Genomic DNA, 17,468 nt, shown 5'->3' on the forward strand with positions numbered 1-17,468 from the left:
GCCGCTGCTGACGAAAGGATCCCCATGACCAAGCTCAGGCTGGCCATCGTCGGGGCGGGACCGGCAGGCATCTACGCCGCCGACATCCTGCTCAAGGCCGAGCGCAAGTTCGACGTCTCCATCGACCTCTTCGAGCAGCTTCCCGCGCCCTACGGTCTCGTCCGCTACGGCGTCGCCCCCGACCACCCGCGGATCAAGGGCATCATCAACGCCCTCCGCGACGTGCTGGACCGTGGCGACATCCGCATCTTCGGCAACGTGCGCTTCGGCACGGACATCACGCTGGACGACCTCAAGAAGCACTACAACGCCGTCATCTTCGCGACCGGCGCCGTCCGCGACACCACGATGGACATCCCCGGTGTCGACGCGGTCGCATCGTACGGGGCCGCCGACTACGTGAGCTGGTTCGACGGTCACCCCGATGTGCCGCGCGAGTGGCCGCTGGATGCCGAATCGGTCGCCGTCATCGGCAACGGCAACGTCGCCCTCGACGTCGCCCGCATGCTGGCCAAGCACGCCGAGGACCTGCTCGTCACCGAGGTTCCGGCCAACGTCTACGAGGGACTCAAGGCGAGTCGCGTCACCGACGTGCATGTGTTCGGCCGCCGGGGACCTGCTCAGGTGAAGTTCACCCCGCTCGAGCTGCGGGAACTCGGTGAGCTGCGCGACGTCGACATGGTCGTCTACGACGAGGATTTCGACTACGACGAGGCATCGAAGGATGCCGTTGCCAGCAACAAGCAGGTCATGGTCATCGACCGCGTGCTGCAGTCGTGGCGCAAGCGCGACTCGGTGAACAACGCCGGTGGGACCGCATCCCGTCGCCTGCACCTGCACTTCTGGGCGCGCCCGGTCGAGATCCGCAAGGATGCCGACGGCCGTGTCGCCGCGCTCGTCTACGAGCGCACGCAGCCCGATGACGAGGGTGCGGCCGTCGGCACCGGCGAGCTGCGCGAAGTGCCGATCCAGGCGCTGTACCGGGCCATCGGTTACTTCGGCTCCCCGCTTCCGGGTGTGCCCTTCGACAAGAAGCACGGCGTCATCCCGAACCGCGAGGGGCAGGTGCTCGCCAAGGACTCCAACCAGCGGGTGCCCGGCATCTACGCGACCGGCTGGATCAAGCGCGGACCGGTCGGGCTCATCGGCCACACCAAGTCCGACGCGATGGAGACCGTCCGCCACATCATCAACGACCAGGGCTCCTGGTGGCACCCCGAGGATCCGTCCGAGGCGGCGATCCCCGCTCTCCTGGAGGAGCGCGGAGTGCAGTGGACCGACCTGCAGGGCTGGCACCGCCTCGACGAGCACGAGATCGCCCTCGGTGCGCCCGAGGCGCGTGCGCGTGTGAAGGTCGTGCCGCGCGACGAGATGGTGCGGATCTCCCGCGGCGAGTAGGCGCGATTCGACATCGGATCGTTGTCTCCGGCGCGCCGGGTCGGCGCGGTGGCGCTCCTAGGCTGAGCGCATGCGACTGCATCCCGTCCTCATCTCCGGCCTGGCGGCCGTTCTGCTGCTGAGCGGATGCTCCGCCCCGCCCGAGCCGAAGCCCGAGACGACGCAGACTGCGGCCCCATCCGCGTCGGCCACTCCGACTCCGGCGCCCGCTGTGGAACCCGAAGCGGCATTCGACGTGACCTGCGATGACGTCACGGCGGAGTTGAGGGAGCTCGTCGGGGAAACCGAGGCGTCGGTGCAGGAGAGGCTCTCTCTGTGGGGGGCGCCGGGCTGGTACCCCGGACCGGCGCAGTACATGTTCCAGCGCCCCGGCGGGATCGCCTGCTCGTCCGACGGGGGTGATGAGGCGGGCTGGGAGATCACGATCATCCCCGGGGCCCGCCTCGCCGTCGACGGCCTCGTCGAACACGGCTACACGGACAACCTCACCAGCTGCGACGGCGGGATATGCCACATCACGGCGAGGGAGGGCGACGTCCTCGTGAGCGGCAGCATCCGCGGTGCATCCCTGTCTGCGGCTGATACCGCTCGCGTCGACGCGGCGACGCTTCGGCTGGCGGTGCGCGCCTCCGAGTCGCAGCGGGAGGTCGAGATGCAGGAGAGCGAGTTGGCCGGCACCACCTGCCTGCAGCTGCTGCGTCCGGAGGAGTTGTCGCAGGCCTGGGGCATCCACGCGGAACTGCAGATCGGACTCGAGTTCGGTGGCTGGGGCGTGCCCGCGCACATCTACGAGGTCATCGACGAGGCGCCGCTCTGCTATTACAGCTCTGCTGCCGGCGACTACGAGGCAGACCCGTATCTCACGATCACCGGGCTTCCGGGTGGAGCATGGGCCTTCGACCTCATCGAGGGGCGTACTCCGGTGGACGTGCCCGGCGCCGACGCCGCGATGTCCGGAACCGACGACATGCTTCCGAAGGGGCGTCCGTACCTCGACCTCCTCGTCGGGAGCGATTGGATCCGCCTGACCACGTACGAAGCGGGAGAGGGCAGCCGCGACCTCACGGCGATCGCACCGCAGATCGTCGAGTACCTCAGCAAAGGCCGCCCCGCCCCGCAGTGAGCCTCGTCCGTCTCGAAGGGCCGCTAGCCTGACGGCATGGCCGATTGGATTCCGGATGTGCTCGGGGACGAGTTCGAGCAGCGGACGCTCGAGCTCGACGATGACACCGAAGGACCGGTCGTCGCGACGCTCGTGCGTGCGCTTCCGGCTGAGGCGACGTGGTGGCAGCGGCTGCAGGGGCAGCGGCGTGCACTCGAAGGCGTCGATGTGCTGTACGTGCACGGCTGGTCCGACTACTTCTTCCAGAAGCGGCTGGCCCGGTTCTGGACCACGCGCGGCGCCCGCTTCTTCGCGCTCGACCTGCGCAAGTACGGCCGGAGCCTGCGCGATGGGCAGACACCCGGCTACGTCGCCGATCTCGCCACCTACGACGAGGACATCGAGGCGGCGCTCGACGCCATGGGGCGCGGGACGGATGCCGCGGCATCCGGTCGCCGGCTGGTGCTGTTCGGCCACTCCACCGGCGGCCTGATCCTGAGCCTGTGGGCGTCGCGTCATCAGGGCGTCGTCGATGCCGTCATCCTCAACAGCCCGTGGCTGGAGTTCCAGATCGCACCGGCCAGGGCGGCGATCGCCCCGATGGTAGAGCTGCAGGCGCGACTGCGCCCGCTCGACGTCGCGCCGCAGGTCGACCTCGGCTTCTACACCCGCGCGCAGCAGGAGGTCGCCGATCCGGATGACCCGATGGAGGTGAATCCGCTGTGGCGCCCCGTGCAGACGATGGCCGTCCATGCCGGCTGGCTGCACGCGATCCTCAGCGGCCACAAGGCGGTCGCGGCGGGTCTCACGATCGACGCCCCGGTGTGCACGCTGCTCTCGGCGCGCAGCGCGAATCCGACGCGGTGGTCCGAAGATCTCACCTTCGCCGACAGCGTTCTCGTCGTCGACGACATCGCCCGCGCTGCGCTCAGACTCGGCTCGTCCGTCACCGTGGAGCGCATCGACGGTGCGCTTCACGACGTGTTCCTCTCCCGGCACGAGGCCAGGGAAGACGCGTATCGCCGGCTCGACCGTTGGGTGAAAGGGTGGGCGGCGGCTCGGCGCTGACCCGCGCGGGCGAGGGGACTCGATACGATGCGCATGGGTTCCACGGCGGAACCGGACGACAGGAGAACCCGATGACGACGACGGACACCGTAACCCGGCCGAGCCGCACCCGCGCGACCATCTTCGCGATCGTGCGTCTCGCGGTCGTCGCGCTGGTGGTGACCGCGATCGTGGCGACGTTCTTCGACACGGCATCCCGCGCCGTGATCAACCCGTTCAACTTCTTCGGGTACTTCACGATGCAGAGCAACATCATCACCGCGGTCGTGCTGCTGCTCGCCGCCGTGGCCACCCTCGCCGGCCGCTCGCAGACGCCGGGGCTGGTGCTTGCCCGTGCATGCGCGACGACGTACATCGTGGTCGTCGGCATCGTCTACAACACGTTGCTGACCGGTCTGGAAGGCGGCATCTCGCTCGAATGGGCGAACTGGGTGCTGCACGTGGCATTCCCGGTCTACGCAGCGGTGGACTGGGTCTTCTTCGGCGATCGGGCCCCGCTGCCATGGAAGCAGCTCTGGGTCGCGCTGATCTACCCGGCCGTCTGGCTGGTCGTGATCCTCATCCGCGGAGCGACCGACGGATGGGTGCCCTACCCGTTCCTCGACCCTGCCGCCGGCTATGGAACCGTCGCGATCTACTGCGTCGCGATCCTCGTGGTGATCATCGTGGTGGCGGCGCTCGTCTTCGCCGTCAGCCGGATGCGGAAGACCAGGGTCTGACGCGCGACCGCGCGTCGAGGGGCAGCGGTGACGCGGTGGTGTTCATGCGTCGTCGCGTTCCTCGCCTGACGGAACGTCGATCGGATCCTCCGCTGCGACAGCATTCTCGATGATCCGGATGTCCCACGCCGGTCCCAGGAACGGGGATCTGCGCGGCGGCTCGTCGACGGACGCATCCGCACGTCCCTCGCCGACGTCCCTCCGCCTGGACACGCTGACACCTTCCGGACGACCTCAAGGCCTGCCCGGATGGGCGCCCCACGTAAGAGACGCGGCCACGCCGCATTCGTTACGCGGAAGTCAGTCGTTCGGGGGACACGGCGGCACGAAGGTCAGGTCGACGGACAGGGTCTACCGGTAGTTGATGAACTGGAGATCGACGTCGAGGTCTGCGCCCTTGAGCAGCGAGATCACGGCCTGCAGGTCGTCGCGGCTCTTGGACTGCACGCGCAGCTCGTCGCCCTGGATCTGGCTCTTCACGCCCTTGGGGCCTTCGTCGCGGATGAGCTTGCCGATCTTCTTCGCATTCTCGGAGGAGATGCCGTCCTTGATCGTCGAGACGATCCGGAACTCCTTGCCGCTGGCGAACGGGTCTCCGGACTCGAGGCTCTTCAGCGAGATCCCGCGCTTGATGAGCTTCGACTGGAAGACGTCGAGGACGGCCTTGGCGCGTTCCTCGGTGTTCGCGATGATCAGGATCGATTCGCCGCTCCACGCGATCGATGCGCCGGTGCCCTTGAAGTCGTAGCGCTGCTCGATCTCTTTGCGGGCCTGGTTCAGGGCGTTCTCCGCCTCCTGGTGATCCACTTTCGAGACGATGTCAAAGGAGCTGTCAGCCATGAGAAAAGTGTATCGAGACTCCCGTTGTCCGGCGCCCATGGAAGCGCTTTCAGCTGCTTTCGGGCATCGCTCTGCGGTCACGGGTTGGTATCAACCCTGATCTCCATTGCAAATCACCTTCATCTCGTTGCATACTGTAAGCGCTTGCAGTCCTGCAGGCCATCAGCACTGAGAGAGGCACACACCAATGAAGGTGAACAAGAGGGGCGTCGTCGCCGCTGGCGTGATCGCGATCGTTTCGACTCTGACGCTGGCTGGTTGCTCGACCGGAACCGAGGGCGACAACGCCGACGGCGCGTCCAGCAAGCTCACCGTCTGGGTCGACGCGGAGCGCGTCGACGCCCTGCAGGGAGCAGCCGACGCCTACGAGGACAAGACCGGCGTCAAGGTCGACCTCGTCGGCAAGAGCGTCGATGACATGAAGGACGACTTCATCCAGCAGGTTCCGACCGGCAAGGGCCCTGACGTCGTCATGGGCGCGCACGACTGGCTGGGCGAGCTGTCCACCAACGGCGTCATCGCGCCGCTCGAACTCGGCGACTCGTCGGCCGACTACCTGCCCGTCGCGCTGCAGGCCGCCACCTACGACGGCACCGTCTACATGCTCCCCTACGCCGTCGAGAACATCGCGGTGCTCCGCAACGCCGACCTCGTGCCGGCCGCCCCCACGAGCTTCGACGACATGATCGCGAAGGGCGCCTTCGTCGTCGAGCAGGGCGCCGAGGGCAACCCCTACCACCTGTACCCGTTCCAGACCGCCTTCGGCGCTCCGGTCTTCGGCACCGACGACTCGGGCAGTTACGACTCCTCCGACCTTCAGCTCGGCAGCGAGGGCGGCTTCGCCTTCGCCGGCTGGCTCGCCGCGCAGGGCACTGCCGGCACGCTGAACACCGACATCGACGGCGAGATCGCGAAGCAGCAGTTCCTCGACGGAACCGCGGCCTTCTGGCTGACCGGTCCGTGGAACGTCGGCGCCGCTGTCGACGCCGGCATCAACGTCGCGATCGACCCGATCCCCAGCCCGACGGCCGAGACCGCGTCGCCGTTCGCCGGTGTGAAGGGCTTCTTCGTCAGCGCCGAGTCCAAGAACAAGGTCGCTGCGAACGACTTCCTCGTCAACTACATCGGCACGGAGGACGTCCAGCTCGAACTGTTCAAGGCCGGCAACGTCCTGCCCGCGCTGACCGCCGCCGCGGACTCCGCGGCATCCGACCCGATCATCGCCGGCTTCCAGGCCGTCGGCGCCGACGCCGTCCCGATGCCGGCCATCCCCGCGATGGGTTCGGTGTGGCAGTTCTGGGGCATCGCCGAGGCCGCGATCATCAACGGCGAGGACCCGACCGTCACCTGGCAGAAGCTGGTCGACGACGTCACCGCTGCGATCAAGTAACACACCCAGCACCATCCCTGCCGGGGCGGACGTATGCCGTCCGCCCCGGCAGAATCACGACGGGGAAGAGATGACAGACACCACCGAGCCCACGGCTCCTCCGACCAGGCGGCAGCGCCAGGCCGCTCAGATCGCCGAAGCGGCCTCGGGTCGCCTCGTCTGGCTGCTTCTCAAGATCGTGCTGCTCGCGGTGGTCGATGCCGTCGCGCTGTACGCGGCATTCGTGCTCTTCACGAACCAGGAGTGGATCGTCCTCGGCCTGGTCGTGGTCGTGACGGTCGTGGTCAACTACATCTACTTCTCCCACAAAGCCGTTCCGGCGAAGTACCTCACGCCGGGCATCATCTTCCTGCTCCTCTTCCAGGTGTTCACGCTCGTCTACACCGGTTACATCGGCTTCACGAACTACGGAACCGGCCACAACGGCACCAAGGAGCAGGCGATCTCGTCGCTGATGGCGTCGGCGCAGGAGCGCGTCGAGGACTCGGCGACCTACCCCGTGACCGTGGTCGAGCAGTTCGGCACCTACGGCCTGCTGGCCACCGACCCCGACTCCGGCGACGCGCTCCTGGGTACGGCGGAGCAGCCGCTTCAGGAAGTGGATGCGGAGTTCGAGGGCGGCAAGGCCGTCGCCGTCGACGGCTGGACCACACTCCCGCTGTCCACGGTGTTCACCCTCTCCGAGGAGCTCGAGACGCTCGCGGTGCCCTTCAGCGATGACCCGAACGACGGCGCGCTGCGCGCGCCCGACGGCCAGAGCGGTTACCTCTACATCTCCACGCTCGAGTACGACGCCCAGGCGGATGCCGTCACCGACACGCGCACCGGAACCGTGTACACGGACATAGGGAAGGGCGCCTTCACCGCCGATGACGGCACCGAGCTGCTGCCGGGCTGGCAGGTGACCGTCGGGTTCGACAACTTCGTCCGCGCGGTGACCGACGCGGACATCCGCGGGCCGCTCATCTCGGTGACGATCTGGACTTTCGTCTTCGCCATCATCTCCGTCGCCTCGACGTTCTTCCTCGGACTCCTTCTCGCGCTGGTGTTCAACAACACCAAGATGAAGTTCCGCAACGGCTACCGGATCATCATGATCCTGCCCTACGCGTTCCCGGCGTTCCTGTCGGCCCTCGTCTGGGCGGGCATGATGAACGAGAGCTTCGGCTTCATCAACCAGGTGCTGCTCGGGGGAGCGGAGGTGCCTTGGCTCACCGACCCGGTGCTCGCCAAGGTCTCGATCCTGATCGTGAACCTGTGGCTCGGCTTCCCGTACATGTTCCTGGTCTGCATGGGGGCGCTGCAGGGCATCCCCGAGGATGTCACCGAGGCCGGCGTCATGGACGGCGCGAATCCGTGGCAGATCTTCCGGCGCATCAAGCTCCCGCTGCTGCTGGTCACGGTGGCACCGCTGCTGATCTCGTCGTTCGCGTTCAACTTCAACAACTTCAACCTGATCTACATGCTCACCAAGGGCGGACCACGCTTCAGCGACGTGTCCATCCCGGTCGGCCACACCGACATCCTGATCTCGATGGTCTACAAGGTGGCGTTCACCGGGCAGACGCGCGACTACGGTCTGGCGTCGGCATTCACCATCCTGATCTTCATCGTGGTCGCGACGATCTCGATCGTCAGCTTCCGCAAGACCAAGGCCCTCGAGGAGCTGAACTGAGATGAGCACCGACATCACCGTGCGCCGCCGCCGCGGATTCGGAGCCTGGTTCGCCGACACCGGCTGGCGCCACGTCGTCGCCGTCGTCGTCAGCGTCTTCGCGCTCTTCCCGCTGCTCTACGTGCTCTCCGCGTCGCTCAACCCGAAGGGGACGCTGACCGGCTCGAACCAGCTGTTCTCCGCCATCGGCATCGACAGCTACGTGCGCATGCTCTCCGACCCCCAGAACCCGTACGGGCTGTGGTTCATGAACACGCTGCTGGTCGCTGTCGTCACCGGCGCCACGACCGTGTTCATCGGGGCGTGCGCGGCGTATGCGTTCTCGCGCATGCGCTTCACCGGGCGCCGCGTCGGCCTCATCACGATCGTCGTCGTGCAGATGTTCCCGCAGTTGCTCGCCGTGGTCGCGATCTTCCTGCTGATGTCCACGCTGAGCGACTGGTTCCCGGCGATCGGGCTGAACACGCACACCGGCCTGATCCTGGTCTACCTCGGCGGCGCGCTCGGCGTGAACACCTACCTGATGTACGGCTTCTTCAACACCATCCCGAAGGAGATCGACGAGGCGGCCCGTATCGACGGCGCGGGCCACACCCGCATCTTCTTCACGATCATCCTGCGTCTGGTCGCGCCTATCCTCGCGGTCGTCGGCTTGCTCTCGTTCATCGGAACGGTCAACGAGTACGTGATCGCGAGCGTCATCCTGATCGAGCCGGAGCAGCAGACGCTGGTCGTGGGTCTCACCAAGCTCGTCGCGAACCCGCGCTACGCGGACTGGTCGGCGTTCTCGGCAGGGGCCGTGATGGCGGCGATCCCGGTGATGATCCTGTTCCTGTTTCTGCAGAAGTACATCGTCGGCGGACTCACCGCCGGTGCGACCAAGGGCTGAGCGCGGCGAGCGCGGTGAGCCGGACGCCATTCTGCGGAACGGGCGGCCGGCCTGCAGAATGGACGCGCCTGCCTCGGCGCTCTCTGCACCGCGCCGCCTGACCCCGAGGAGCTCTCATGACTGTTCTGCTGCCGCACCACGATGGTTCCCCGCTCTACGTATCGAACGACGCGCCGCGTCTCGGAGACATCGTCACCGTGCGCCTGCGTGTGCCTTCGGGCTACGGCCCGATCGCCGACGTGCGCACCCGGTCCAACCCCGACCACGAGCCGGAGTGGACGACCGCCGCGCGCATCGGCACGGCCGACGGCTGGGACTGGTGGGAGGCGCGGATCACGGTCCGCAACCCCCGGCACGGCTACCGCTTCGCCCTCGAGCACGTCGACGGCCGCCTGGAATGGCTGAACCAGAGCGGCATCCACAAGCTGGAGACGCTGGATGCCGAGGACTTCGCGCTCGTCGCCAATCCCGCCCCTCCTGCATGGCTGAACGAGGCCGTCATGTACCAGGTGTTCCCCGACCGGTTCGCCCGCTCGGCGCTGGCCGATGGGCGGCCGACCCCGGACTGGGCCCTGCCGGCCGCCTGGACCGACCCCGTCGACCCGGTGATGCCGGCGCGGGCGACCCAGTTCTACGGCGGCGACCTCGACGGCCTGACCGAGAAGCTGGATCATCTGGTGGAACTGGGCGTCAATCTGCTCTACCTCACGCCGGTCTTCCCCGCCGCATCCAACCACCGCTACGACGCCTCGAGCTTCGACGCCGTCGATCCGATGCTGGGCGGAGATGAGGCGTACATCCGGCTCGTGGAGGCGGCGCACGCGCGCGGCATCCGCGTCATCGGAGACCTCACCAGCAACCACTCCGGCGATCGTCACGAGTGGTTCCGTGCCGCGTACGGTCACCCGGGTGCTCCCGAGGAGGACTTCTACTACTTCACGGACGAGGACAACACCGAGTACGAATGCTGGCTCGGCGCCAGGAGCCTGCCGAAGTTCAACTGGGCCTCCGAGGAGCTCCGGGCGCGCTTCATCACCGATGCCGACTCGATCGTCGCGAGGTGGCTCCGGCCTCCGTTCAACGCGGACGGCTGGCGGATCGATGTCGCTAACATGACCGGTCGCCTCGGCGACATCGACCTCAACGCCGAGGTCCGTCAGCTGCTGCGCGAGACGATCCTTCGCATCGATCCCGAAGCGATCCTGCTGGGGGAGTCGACGAACGATGCGGCGAGCGACCTGCAGGGCGACGGGTGGCACGGCGCGATGACCTACCCGTCCTTCACGCGTCCGCTGTGGGGCTGGCTGAGCGAACCGAACGGCGAGCCCTATCTGAACGCGCAGGGCGAGGAGGAGACGGCGCCCTGGTTCTTCGGGATCCCCGTCGGCGGCATCCCGCGGTACACCGCGCGCGATTTCGTCGACGCCGTCACCCGGTTCACCGCGGGAATCCCGTGGCGGGTGCGTCAGGCGAACATGCAACCGCTGGACACGCACGACACCGGCAGGTTCGCCACGAACGCCGCGCCCGGAACCGTACCGGTCGCGGTCGGCCTCTCGATGACGTTGCCGGGCGTGCCCGTCGTGTTCGCCGGTGATGAGTTCGGCCTGACCGGGGTCGACGGTGAGGCGAGCCGCACGCCGATCCCGTGGGGCACCGAGACCGTCCCAGAGGTCGCCGAACGACTGTCGCTCTACCGTGATCTGGTGCGTCTCCGGCGCGAGCACCCGGTCCTCGGAACCGGCGGGCTGCGCTGGGCGCATGTCGATGACGCAGCCGTCGTGTTCGTGCGCGAGTCGGCCGACGAGTCGCTGCTGGTGCTGGCGACGAGGGAGGGCGTGGACGCTGCGCTCCCAGCGGGCGCCCTTCCGGGTGCCGCCGCCGCTCAGGCGCTGTTCGGCGACGCGACGCTCGCCGTGGCCTCCGACGGTTCCGTCGACATCGTCGCGGAGGGCCCGGCGTTCGCGGTCTGGAGTCTTCCGGGCGTGGTCGCGCCGTCTGCGCCGACGCTCTCAGCCCTCGACGGTGTCGACCGGGGCCGGTGACTTGGAGCCGCCGCTGACGGAGGCCAGGATCTCGTCCTGGACGCCCGTCACGGCGAGCCAGAGTGCGCCCGTGAGGACGGGGTTGCCTTCGACTCGTGTCAGCAGCACCGGCGGGCGCGCGGTGACGATCGCGTACAGGTGATGCTGCACCAGGCTGCGAAGGCGGTCGGAGCCGGCGGCGGCGAGCGAACCCGCGAGCACGAGGAGCTCCGGGTCGACGATCGCGACGACCGCGGAGAGGCCGAGGGCGAGGCGGCGGGCGATCTCATCGAGGGCGGATGCCGCCCCTTCGGCATCCGAGTCGACGGCGGCCTGCAGCGCGTCGGCGACGGTCTCTCCCGAGAACCCGTGCGCGCGCAGCACCTCCTCGAGAGCGGGAGCGCCGGCGAGAGCCTGCATCCCGTTGGTGCCGTACTCCGGCGACTCCTGAACGGTGGGCGCGCCGGGCACCGGCATGTCGGAGAGTTCGCCTGCTCCGCCGGTCAGCCCGCGATGGATCTGGCCTCCGAGCATCAGGCCCATTCCGATCCCGTCCGACACCCACAGCAGGGCGAAGCTGTCCAGGCCTTCGGCGGCACCGCGCGTCCTCTCGGCGATCGCAGCCAGGTTGACGTCGTTCTCGATGGCGACCGGCGCGCCGACGCGCTGCTCGATGGCGCTCGCGAGCCCGGCCCGCTGCCATCCGGGGATGTGCGCGGCGAAGCGAAGGCGGTCCGTGGTCGGGTCGATCGCGCCCTGGATGCCGATGACGACCCGGCGGAGCTCGGTGAGGTCGATCGCGGCGGACGCGCAGGCGCCGGTGAGCGCCGCGTGCACGTGGGCCACCGGATCCGGACTCTTCTCCGCCGGAGTCGGCAGCTCGAACTCGCCGACGGTCATGCCGGCGAAGTCGACCACGGCGGCCGCGATCCGCTCGGGGGTGACATCCAGCGCCGCCGTGTGCGCGATGCGCGCATCTGCACTGAACAGCTCCGCTGCCCTTCCGATCGCGCCGTCGCGGTTGCCGTCGCTCTTCACGAGCGACATCTCGCGCAGCTGGGCCAGGAGGTGGGATGCCGTGGGCTTGGAGACCCCGAGATGTGCGGCGATCTCCGGCCGGGTCAGCGGACCGTGATCAAGCAGCAGGCGAAGTGCAGCACGGGCGTTGATCGCACGGACCACGCCGGTGCCGATGGGAGCGCTGGCGCCGGGGGCAGGAGTGGGCACGGTGTCCTCGGAGATTCTGGGTCGGGTGGAATCGAATGCTACCGAAGCTACGCCGCGGTTAACGCACAGAGAAGTGTCGAGTTCGCCATTGCGCGGGGCAGGCACTCGGTGTATAACTTCGTAAAGGACGTTTCCTAACGTCCGCCCGACCCCCATCGGAGGAATCATGCGTCATCGTCGACCATTGCTCGCGCTGCTGGCTGCGGCCATCGCCATCCCCCTCGCCGGGGTGGTGGCATCGACCGCTCAGGCGGCGCCCATCACCCTTCGCGACCCCATCAAGCGCGAGGTAGCGATGGCGGTGATGATCTCCGCCGAGAACTCGGACATCGAATGGTGGACCAAGTACGGCTACATCGAGCCGATCAACGACCACCGCGGCTACACCGCAGGGATCGTCGGATTCACGTCCGGCACCGGCGACATGCTCGAGCTCGTGAAGTACTACACGAGCAAGGTTCCGGGAAACAACCTCGCCAAGTGGATCGACGAGCTCGAGGACGTGAACGGCACCGACGACATCGGCCCGCTCGGCTCTGCATACGTGGCCGACTGGGAGGCCGAGGCCCAGCAGCCTCGCTGGCAGCAGGCGCAGCGCGACATGGTGAACCGGATGTACTTCGATGTCTCGGTCGACCAGGCCATCGCCGACGGCCTGGGCCCGCTCGGACAGTTCATCTACTTCGACGCCTACGTCATGCACGGCGACGGCGGCGACACCGGCTTCGACGCGATGCGCACCAGGACGCGTGCGAAGGCGAAGACCCCCGCGTCGGGCGGAACCGAGGCCGCGTACCTGAAGGCGTTCCTCGATGAGCGCCGCACGACCATGAAGAACGCCCCGGAAGACGTCGACGGCGCCTGGGAGGACACGAGCCGCATCGACACCGCGCAGCGCGTGTTCCTCAACAACGGCAACTTCAACCTCAACACGCCGCTGACCTGGGCGGTGTACGGAGAGTCCTTCTCCCTCCCCGCCACCGTGACGCCGCACTGGCCGGCCGACATCCCGTACACGGATCCGGGCACGCCGACGACGGGAACGCTGATCTCGAAGAACCGGCCGGCGACGGCATCCACGGTCGAGGCAGCCGGCCACGAGGCCGCCAAGGCGGTCGACGGCGATGCGAGCACGCGCTGGGCGAGCACCGAGGGTGTCGACAACCAGTGGGTCCGCGTCGACCTCGGCGCCGGAGCGAAGATCGACAAGGTCGTCCTGAAGTGGGAGGCCGCCTACGCCTCGAAGTACCGCATCGAGACCTCCAACGACGGCACGACCTGGACGGTCCTGAAGACCGAGGCCGCCGGCAACGGCGGCACTGACGAGCACGCGGCGCTCAACGGCACCGGACGCTACCTGCGCATCTTCGGGACGGCTCGTGGCACCGCTTATGGATACTCGCTCTTCGAAGTCGAGGCCTACGGTACCGCCGGGGGCACGACCCCCACCCCGACCCCCACACCCACTCCGACCCAGACCCCGAACCCCGCGGACGTGTTGATCTCCAAGAGCAAGACCACCACGACCTCCTCCGTCGAGGCGGCAGGTCATGAGGGTGCCAAGGCGGTCGACGGCGATGCCACCACGCGCTGGGCGAGTATCGAAGGCGTCGACCCCCAGTGGATCAGCGTCGACCTCGGCACCGGCGCGAAGGTGAACAAGGTCGTCCTGAAGTGGGAGGCGGCCTACGCCAAGAACTACACGATCGACATCTCCAACGACGGCACCACCTGGAGCACCCTGAAGACGGAGTCCGCCGGCAACGGCGGCACCGATGAGCACCTGAACCTGAACGGCACCGGGCGGTACCTGCGCATCAAGGGCACCGCTCGCGGCACTGCCTGGGGCTACTCGCTGTATGAGTTCGAGGCGTATGGCGTCGCCGGCACCGGCGGGGGCAACCCCAACCCGGGTACGTCGTTCACGGTTGTCGCCGCTGGTGACATCGCCGGTCCGGACTGCACGACACGTGGAGTGCCGACCGACAACGGCGACATGCAGTCGGACTGCAAGCACTTCGAGACCTTCGATCGTGCGAAGGCGATCAACCCGGCGTTCTACATCACCCTCGGCGACATGCAGTACGACGACGGTCACATGGAGGACTTCATGGCCGCCTACGACAAGACCTGGGGCACGGTCAAGAACAACACCTGGCCCGTCCCCGGGAACCACGAGACGTACGACGACTACGACAACCTCGACCCGAAGGCGTACCGCGCCTACTTCGGAAACCGCGCCACGCCGCAGGGCAAGATGTACTACAGCTACGACTACGGCAACTGGCACTTCATCGCGCTGGACTCCAACAACGTCGACGACCAGGCGCAGCGCGACTGGCTCGCGGCCGACCTCGCATCGAACACCAAGCAGTGCGTGGCCGCCTACATGCATCACCCGGGATTCAGCTCGGGCAGTCACGGCAACGAGCCGGTGGCCCAGCCCTTCTGGAAGATGCTCGCGAACGCGAATGTCGAGATCGTGCTCAGCGGGCACGACCACGACTACGAGCGCTTCGCCGCGATGAACGCATCGGGTGCGGCGTCGTCGGCGGGGACCGTGCAGATCGTCAGCGGTCTCGGCGGTCATGAGATGCGCGACTTCAGCAACACCAAGCCCAACAGCGTGAAGCGCATCAACACCGCGTACGGGGTGTCACAGCTGGACTTCACCGACACCACCGTGACGCACAAGTTCGTCGACATCGGCGGTACCGTGCTCGACAGCAACACGATCACCTGCCACTGACGACATGTATCTCGCCGGCAGCAAAGCGCGGCAGGACGAAGGCGGCACGGCGGTCCACCCTCAGGTGGGCCGCCGTGCGGCCGGAGTCGGCAGCACCGCGATCGCACTCGGAGCGGTGAGCCTGCTCACCGACCTCTCCTCGGAAATGGTGACGGCGGTCCTTCCGCTGTACCTCGTCGTCGGGCTCGGCATGAGCCCGCTCGCCTTCGGCTTCCTCGACGGTCTGTACAACGGCGTCACCGCCTTCGTGCGGCTCCTCGGCGGCCACCTCGCCGACCGCTGGTCGCAGCACAAGCTCGTGGCCGGCATCGGGTATGGGCTCTCCGCCGTCTGCAAGCCCTTCCTCCTGCTCTCCGGAGCATCGACCACCGCGCTCTCGGCGACGCTCGTCATCGACCGGATCGGCAAGGGCATCCGCACGGCTCCACGCGACGCGCTGATCTCGCTGTCCGTCGACGACGCGCACCAGGGGCGTGCCTTCGGCGTCCATCGCGCGATGGACACGGCCGGAGCCCTGATGGGACCGCTCGTGGCGTTCGCGCTGCTGTGGCTCGTGGCGGATGCCTTCGACGCGGTGTTCATGGTGAGCTTCTGCGTCGCGACGCTCGGCGTGATCGTGCTCATCGCGTTCGTGCCCGGTCGGAAGTCCATGCCGGTCGGCGCTCCTCGCCCGACGCTGCGAGAGACCGTCGGCATCCTGGCGGAGCCGAAGTTCCGCCGTCTCCTGATCGCCGCGACGATCCTCGGCCTGGCGACCATCGGCGACGGTTTCCTCTACCTCGGCCTGCAGGAGCGGCTGCAGCTCGACGTCGCATTCTTCCCGCTGCTTCCCCTCGGCAGCGCTCTCGTCTACCTCCTGCTCGCGGTGCCGATGGGCAGGCTCGCCGACCGCATCGGGCGTCGCCTTCCGTTCCTGCTCGGCAACCTCGCACTCGTCGGCGCGTACTCCACTCTGCTGCTGCCGATCGAGGGACCGATTCTGCTCGTGCTGCTGCTCGCACTGCTCGGCATCTTCTACGCCGCCACCGACGGAGTTCTGATGGCTCTTGCCGGCCCCGGCATCCCCCATGAGCGCCGCGCCGGCGGTCTCGCACTGCTGCAGACCGGGCAGGCCACAGGGCGGCTCTTCGCCGCGGTCATGTTCGGCGCCGCCTGGACGTTCTGGGGCGTGACGACTGCGCTCGCGGTCGCGGCCGTCGTGCTGCTCCTCGTGCTGATCGTCGCGGCCGTGCTGATCCGGCCGGAGCCGCTCGCGCAGGAGGAGGTCGAATGACGATCGAGACGGATGCTGTCGCGCCCGACGAGGTCGAGGACGAGAACGACGTCGCGCCCGCCGGGCGGTCGCTGAAGAAGCGGATGCTGCTCGTCGGGGGAGCAGCAGTCGCGCTCGCCGCGCTCGGCATCGGATACACGGTGTGGGCCGGCGGGCGTCCGTCGGACAGCGCCTATGCTTCCGGCGATGCCGCTCCTGCGAGCGATCCGGGCCTGTACCTGCACGACCGAGGCGGCTACATCGTGCTCCAGGACGGCGCTGGCAAGGTCACCATCGATGACGGTTCGACCACGCCGGCGCGCACCGGAACCGGACTGGATTGTCTCCGTTTCTACGCGGCCGGTGACGCCGCCGTCTGCGTCCGGCCGCAGGGCGGGCTGAAGCCGATGGCCACGGTCGAGATCCTCGACGCCGGACTCGAGGTCGCGGAGACCTTCACGTTCGACGGGGTGCCGAGCCGCGCGCGCGTGTCGCCTTCCGGGAGGATGATCGCGTGGACGCTGTTCGTCACCGGCGACAGCTATGCCGGAACGAACTTCTCGACGCGGACCGGGCTGTACGACGTCGAGACGAACTACCTCGTCGACTCCGTCGAAGGGCTGCAGCTGTACATCGACGGCACGCGCGTGCGCCGGCCCGACGTGAACTACTGGGGCGTCACCTTCGTCGACGACAACAGGTTCTACGCGACGGTCGCGACGGGCGGCAAGACCTATCTCGTCGAGGGAGACGTCGAGGCCTGGTCGGCGACGGCCATCCGCGAGAACGTCGAGTGCCCGTCCCTGTCTCCGGACGGAACGCGGCTGGTGTTCAAGAAGCGCGTGAGCGACGGCGTCGAGGACCCCTGGCGTCTGCACGTCCTCGATCTGGCGACGATGGAGGAGGACCCGCTGGCCGAGGATCGCAGCATCGACGATCAGGCCGCGTGGCTCGACGACGGCACCGTCGCCTACGCGATCGACGGCGATGTCTGGTCGGTGCCGGCCGACGGGAGCGGCGAGCCCAAGTTGATCGCCCCGGATGCTTCGTCGCCGGCCCTGGTGGGCGGCTGAGCGGACTCGGCGAGGGCGGTCTCTGGGGCATCCGCCCCGTCGGTAGCCTGCATCGCATGCTA

General features: G+C 67.9%; 14 protein-coding genes. 11 read left to right on the forward strand and 3 right to left on the reverse strand.

Annotation, left to right across the window (positions count from 1 at the left end; all coding sequences use genetic code 11):
• The first annotated feature begins 24 nt into the window (after nucleotides 1-24).
• The 4 genes from CUR96_RS02010 (at nucleotide 25) to CUR96_RS02025 (ending at nucleotide 4,287) form a co-directional block, all read left to right on the forward strand.
• Nucleotides 25-1,398, forward strand: a complete 1,374-nt coding sequence (locus tag CUR96_RS02010; protein ID WP_102191637.1) for an FAD-dependent oxidoreductase — start codon at nucleotides 25-27, stop codon at nucleotides 1,396-1,398.
• A 70-nt stretch (nucleotides 1,399-1,468) separates the two neighbouring features.
• Nucleotides 1,469-2,521: a hypothetical protein gene (locus CUR96_RS02015; protein ID WP_102191638.1), complete on the forward strand. Its 1,053-nt coding sequence runs from the start codon at nucleotides 1,469-1,471 to the stop codon at nucleotides 2,519-2,521.
• A gap of 36 nt (nucleotides 2,522-2,557) precedes the next feature.
• On the forward strand, nucleotides 2,558-3,568 hold the full coding sequence (locus CUR96_RS02020) for an alpha/beta hydrolase (RefSeq protein ID WP_102191639.1): 1,011 nt from the start codon (nucleotides 2,558-2,560) through the stop codon (nucleotides 3,566-3,568).
• Nucleotides 3,569-3,639: 71 nt separating this feature from the next.
• Nucleotides 3,640-4,287, forward strand: coding sequence for a Pr6Pr family membrane protein (locus tag CUR96_RS02025; protein ID WP_102191783.1), 648 nt, complete (start codon nucleotides 3,640-3,642; stop codon nucleotides 4,285-4,287).
• 42 nt (nucleotides 4,288-4,329) lie between these two features.
• On the opposite strand, the gene CUR96_RS18540 is transcribed toward CUR96_RS02025, so the two are convergent.
• Nucleotides 4,330-4,500: a hypothetical protein gene (locus tag CUR96_RS18540; protein WP_180968904.1), complete on the reverse strand. Its 171-nt coding sequence runs from the start codon at nucleotides 4,498-4,500 to the stop codon at nucleotides 4,330-4,332.
• Between the two features lie 138 nt (nucleotides 4,501-4,638).
• Entirely contained in the window at nucleotides 4,639-5,127 is a 489-nt protein-coding gene (locus CUR96_RS02030; RefSeq protein WP_102191640.1) for a YajQ family cyclic di-GMP-binding protein, read from the reverse strand.
• A gap of 187 nt (nucleotides 5,128-5,314) precedes the next feature.
• Between CUR96_RS02030 and CUR96_RS02035 the strand changes: the two genes are divergently transcribed.
• The 4 genes from CUR96_RS02035 to CUR96_RS02050 all read left to right on the forward strand — a co-directional run bounded on the left by CUR96_RS02035 (nucleotide 5,315) and on the right by CUR96_RS02050 (nucleotide 11,126).
• A complete protein-coding gene (locus CUR96_RS02035; RefSeq protein WP_102191641.1) occupies nucleotides 5,315-6,517 on the forward strand; it encodes a sugar ABC transporter substrate-binding protein in 1,203 nt (400 codons plus the stop codon).
• Nucleotides 6,518-6,587: 70 nt separating this feature from the next.
• Nucleotides 6,588-8,192: an ABC transporter permease subunit gene (locus tag CUR96_RS02040; RefSeq protein WP_102191642.1), complete on the forward strand. Its 1,605-nt coding sequence runs from the start codon at nucleotides 6,588-6,590 to the stop codon at nucleotides 8,190-8,192.
• A gap of 1 nt (nucleotide 8,193) precedes the next feature.
• A complete protein-coding gene (locus tag CUR96_RS02045; RefSeq protein ID WP_102191643.1) occupies nucleotides 8,194-9,081 on the forward strand; it encodes a sugar ABC transporter permease in 888 nt (295 codons plus the stop codon).
• Between the two features lie 116 nt (nucleotides 9,082-9,197).
• Entirely contained in the window at nucleotides 9,198-11,126 is a 1,929-nt protein-coding gene (locus tag CUR96_RS02050; RefSeq protein ID WP_102191644.1) for a glycoside hydrolase family 13 protein, read from the forward strand.
• On the opposite strand, the gene CUR96_RS02055 is transcribed toward CUR96_RS02050, so the two are convergent.
• Nucleotides 11,094-12,332: an ROK family transcriptional regulator gene (locus CUR96_RS02055; RefSeq protein WP_219721949.1), complete on the reverse strand. Its 1,239-nt coding sequence runs from the start codon at nucleotides 12,330-12,332 to the stop codon at nucleotides 11,094-11,096. The two genes, CUR96_RS02050 and CUR96_RS02055, sit on opposite strands and share 33 nt — an antisense overlap.
• A gap of 166 nt (nucleotides 12,333-12,498) precedes the next feature.
• Here CUR96_RS02055 and CUR96_RS18680 point away from each other — a divergent pair, with 166 nt between their 5' ends.
• The 3 genes from CUR96_RS18680 to CUR96_RS02070 are packed head-to-tail and all read left to right on the forward strand — an operon-like array spanning nucleotide 12,499 to nucleotide 17,406.
• Nucleotides 12,499-15,081, forward strand: a complete 2,583-nt coding sequence (locus tag CUR96_RS18680) for a chitosanase (RefSeq protein WP_219721950.1) — start codon at nucleotides 12,499-12,501, stop codon at nucleotides 15,079-15,081.
• A 4-nt stretch (nucleotides 15,082-15,085) separates the two neighbouring features.
• The gene (locus CUR96_RS02065; RefSeq protein WP_102191645.1) at nucleotides 15,086-16,354 is read left to right on the forward strand and encodes an MFS transporter; all 1,269 of its coding nucleotides are present in this window, start codon (nucleotides 15,086-15,088) and stop codon (nucleotides 16,352-16,354) included.
• A complete protein-coding gene (locus CUR96_RS02070) occupies nucleotides 16,351-17,406 on the forward strand; it encodes a TolB family protein (protein WP_146008110.1) in 1,056 nt (351 codons plus the stop codon). Before CUR96_RS02065 ends, CUR96_RS02070 begins: the two co-directional genes overlap by 4 nt.
• Nucleotides 17,407-17,468: the final 62 nt, after the last annotated feature.

The sequence above is a fragment of the Microbacterium aurantiacum genome (genome assembly GCF_002872075.1).
GTDB classification, from domain to species: Bacteria; Actinomycetota; Actinomycetes; order Actinomycetales; family Microbacteriaceae; genus Microbacterium; species Microbacterium aurantiacum_A.

What these genes read in the sequence shown, in the direction of transcription:
- CUR96_RS02070 (WP_146008110.1), top strand. Translation starts at nt 16,351, where the DNA reads ATGACGATCGAGACGGATGCTGTCGCGCCCGACGAGGTCGAGGACGAG.
- CUR96_RS02015 (WP_102191638.1), top strand. Translation starts at nt 1,469, where the DNA reads ATGCGACTGCATCCCGTCCTCATCTCCGGCCTGGCGGCCGTTCTGCTG.
- CUR96_RS02025 (WP_102191783.1), top strand. Translation starts at nt 3,640, where the DNA reads ATGACGACGACGGACACCGTAACCCGGCCGAGCCGCACCCGCGCGACC.
- CUR96_RS02040 (WP_102191642.1), top strand. Translation starts at nt 6,588, where the DNA reads ATGACAGACACCACCGAGCCCACGGCTCCTCCGACCAGGCGGCAGCGC.
- CUR96_RS18680 (WP_219721950.1), top strand. Translation starts at nt 12,499, where the DNA reads ATGCGTCATCGTCGACCATTGCTCGCGCTGCTGGCTGCGGCCATCGCC.
- CUR96_RS02065 (WP_102191645.1), top strand. Translation starts at nt 15,086, where the DNA reads ATGTATCTCGCCGGCAGCAAAGCGCGGCAGGACGAAGGCGGCACGGCG.
- CUR96_RS02020 (WP_102191639.1), top strand. Translation starts at nt 2,558, where the DNA reads ATGGCCGATTGGATTCCGGATGTGCTCGGGGACGAGTTCGAGCAGCGG.
- CUR96_RS02045 (WP_102191643.1), top strand. Translation starts at nt 8,194, where the DNA reads ATGAGCACCGACATCACCGTGCGCCGCCGCCGCGGATTCGGAGCCTGG.
- CUR96_RS02030 (WP_102191640.1), bottom strand. Translation starts at nt 5,127, where the DNA reads ATGGCTGACAGCTCCTTTGACATCGTCTCGAAAGTGGATCACCAGGAG.
- CUR96_RS02050 (WP_102191644.1), top strand. Translation starts at nt 9,198, where the DNA reads ATGACTGTTCTGCTGCCGCACCACGATGGTTCCCCGCTCTACGTATCG.
- CUR96_RS02010 (WP_102191637.1), top strand. Translation starts at nt 25, where the DNA reads ATGACCAAGCTCAGGCTGGCCATCGTCGGGGCGGGACCGGCAGGCATC.
- CUR96_RS02035 (WP_102191641.1), top strand. Translation starts at nt 5,315, where the DNA reads ATGAAGGTGAACAAGAGGGGCGTCGTCGCCGCTGGCGTGATCGCGATC.